Annotated in this window: 3 protein-coding genes and 1 pseudogene; all 4 read right to left on the bottom strand. The window is 61.4% G+C overall.

Annotation, left to right across the window (positions count from 1 at the left end):
- Positions 1–79: 79 nt before the first annotated feature.
- Positions 80–181 (bottom strand): annotated as a pseudogene (locus ACRXB1_RS33850) (quinone-dependent dihydroorotate dehydrogenase); the annotation flags it as partial.
- A gap of 143 nt (positions 182–324) precedes the next feature.
- Positions 325–1,197 (bottom strand): arginyltransferase, encoded by an 873-nt coding sequence (locus ACRXB1_RS33845; RefSeq protein WP_449494512.1) that lies wholly within the window; start codon positions 1,195–1,197, stop codon positions 325–327.
- 136 nt (positions 1,198–1,333) lie between these two features.
- The gene (aat, locus tag ACRXB1_RS33840) at positions 1,334–2,077 is read right to left on the bottom strand and encodes a leucyl/phenylalanyl-tRNA--protein transferase (RefSeq protein ID WP_449494511.1); all 744 of its coding nucleotides are present in this window, start codon (positions 2,075–2,077) and stop codon (positions 1,334–1,336) included.
- A gap of 15 nt (positions 2,078–2,092) precedes the next feature.
- Complete coding sequence (locus ACRXB1_RS33835) at positions 2,093–2,638, bottom strand: NUDIX hydrolase (protein ID WP_061999564.1); 546 nt, start codon at positions 2,636–2,638, stop codon at positions 2,093–2,095.
- Positions 2,639–2,943: the final 305 nt, after the last annotated feature.

Below are 2,943 nucleotides of genomic sequence, written 5' to 3'. Positions count from 1 at the left end.
TAGCTAGCCCACTTCCCGAGAAGCGACGTGTCGTCTGTGAGAAACAGAGGATGCTCGACCCAGGCGCTCACTTGCGCACCCTTCCAGCTAGTTTCGAAAACGCGGACGTCAGATGGTGGGCATCTTCCGCATCCATGCGAAAAAGTTGCGCGCGGGCAAGCGGGTAGAGGGAACTGAACACGAGGAGAGGCCGGAACGGCAAAAATTGAGACGCGCCATTTTAACGGCTTTAATGGCGACGGCCGAAAAGCTGTGTCGGAACGTTGAATTTCGCGGAAAAAACCGTTTGGGGCGGACCTGGCAGTAACCCGGCGCGTGCCGCCGTTAGCGACGCGGTTTGTCAGCGGCCATCTTGCCGGGCATCGGCGGCGTTCCGGCGGAGTGCATTGTAAGGGGATCGAGCAGATCCCAGCGGCCATCGATCAATCCTTCTAATGGCCGGAAATTCGCCTTGTATGCCATCTTTTCGCTCTCGCGAATCCAGTAGCCAAGGTACACGAAAGGCAGGTCGAGGCTGCGCGCCTGCTCGATTTGCCACAGGATGTTGTAGGTGCCGAAGCTCGTGTGCGGCATGTCCGGCTCGAAGAACGTGTACACCGAAGACAAGCCGTCACCCAGGATGTCGATCATGCTGATCATGCGCAGCACGCCTTTCGCGGGTGGATCGTCGTTGGGCTTGCCGTCGTCGCTTTCCGTGCTCGCGGCAGCTTCGACCGGCGCCGCCGGCTCGCGAAATTCCACCAGGCGCGAATTGATCCGGCTTTGCAGCAGGAATTGCTCGTACTGGTCGCGGCTGTCGCGATCCATGCCGCCGCCCGCGTGCCGCGCCGACTGATAGCGCATGTAGAGCGCGTAATGTTCTTCGTCGTAGTGAAGCGGAGCCACACTCGCCACCAGGTCGCCGTGCTGTTTCCAGACGCGCCGCTGGGTGCGGTTGGGCTTGAATCCATCGATAGGCACACGCACCGGCACGCACGCCCGGCAACCGTCGCAATAAGGCCGGTACGTGAACACGCCCGAGCGCCGGAAGCCGGCCTTGACGAGTTCGGTGTAGACGTCGGAGTTGATCAGGTGACTGGGCGTCGCCACCTGCGAGCGGGCGATGCGCCCGTCGAGGTAGCTGCAGGGATACGGCGCCGTTGCATAGAATTGCAACGCCGAAAGCGGTGAAAGCGGCAGCTCATTGGGGTGAGTCACGTTGGCAGCTCTCGTTCTAAACGTCTGTCGCCTCGTTGTGTTGCCGGACTGACGTTGCCGGCCAAACAAGGCACTGTGTTCGAAATACTCGATCCTGCGTTGAATTGTCTTGCCGTCGCGATTGGCTCGGGCGCTCTCAGCTTTCCGCATTGACCCCAAGCGTGGCGAGCAGTGCCGACTTGTCGAACTGCCAGGGAATCGGCGGCTCGAACACGGCGTGGCGCAAATGTCGCAGAAACACCTTCCGCGTGATCTCGCGCCCGCCAAGCGAGGCCAGATGCGACGTGTTCTGCTGGCAGTCTATCATCTCTATTTTATGGTGGCGCAAGTGTCCGACGAGTGCCGCGAGCGCGATTTTTGATGCATCAGTGCGGTGCGCGAACATCGATTCGCCGAAAAACATCCGCCCGAACGACACGCCGTAAAGACCACCCACGCGCCTGCCCTCGAACCAGCTTTCAATGCTGTGCGCGCGTCCGTCGCGGTGTAACGACGAATACGCCTCCACGATGTCCGCCGTGATCCACGTGCCGCGCTGGCCTTCACGCGGCGTCTGCGCGCACGCGCGCATCACGCCGGCAAAATCGTGATCAACGCGAATTTCCCACGCTGCGTCCTTTAACACCCGCCGCAGCGTCTTGCGAAGTGAATCCGAGACCTTGAATTCATCCGGGATCAGGACCATGCGGGGGTCCGGGCTCCACCAGAGGACGGGCTGGCCATCGGAATACCAGGGGAAAATTCCGTGCTGATAGGCATCGATCAAACGTGAGCTTTGCAATTCGGCGCTCGCCGCGAGCAAACCGGGCGCGCCGCTCGCCTCGCCGAGTGCGCGCTCGACGGGCGGAAACGGATCGTCGGATGCGAGCCATGGAACCATGATGCGGGGCGGCGCTCAGCCTTCGCGCAGTGAGCGGAAGATGTCGCCGGTGTGCAGCGAATAGGTGCCGGCGGCGCGATCGGCAAAAAAGAAGCGCAGCGTCTGGCCGACGGTCGGGAACGCAATTTCGTCCCAGGGAATCTCGCTTTCATCGAAGAGTTTCACTTCGAGGCTTTCCTCGCCGGCATCGATATCCAGATCGAGCAAACGCGCCAGATAAAACAGATGCACCTGATGCACATGCGGCACGTTCAGCAGCGTGAAGAGGCTCTGGATCTCGACGCGTGCGCCGGCCTCTTCCAGCGTCTCGCGCGAGGCGCCTTCGCTGGTCGTCTCGTTCATTTCCATGAAACCCGCCGGCAGCGTCCAGAAGCCGTAGCGCGGTTCGATCGCGCGGCGGCACAGCAGAACCTTGTCGTCCCAGACAGGGACGGTTCCGACCACGTTGCGCGGATTCTGATAATGCACCGTGCCGCAGTTGCCGCAGACGAAACGTTCGCGGTTGTCGCCGGGAGGGACAAGCAGGCTAACTTCGTGGCCGCAGACGGAGCAGAATTTCATAGGGGAGAAGTCTGAAAGTGTCGTGCGAGTGTATCACCGAGGCCGGGGCGCGCGGATGGGACGCGGCCGCGTTGCGGTTGCTTCGACGACTTGTCCGGATGGTCTATGGCCCCGGATAGGGTGCAAGCGGCCGGACGCTTCTGGCTACAATATAAGTCCTTCGGATGCGGCGCTTTTTTTGCGTCGTCCATTTGCGTCGTCCATTTCACGGTCACTAACTCATCCTGCCGATGTCCACCACGCCCGCCGCATTACGCCAGCCGATGTTGTCCACCGCCGACGCGCTCGCCACCTTGCTCGCGGCA

It is taken from the genome of Caballeronia sp. M23-90 (assembly GCF_053574605.1).
The sequence above is the reverse complement of the archived record's forward strand: the minus strand, read 5'-3'. Positions and strand labels throughout refer to the sequence as shown.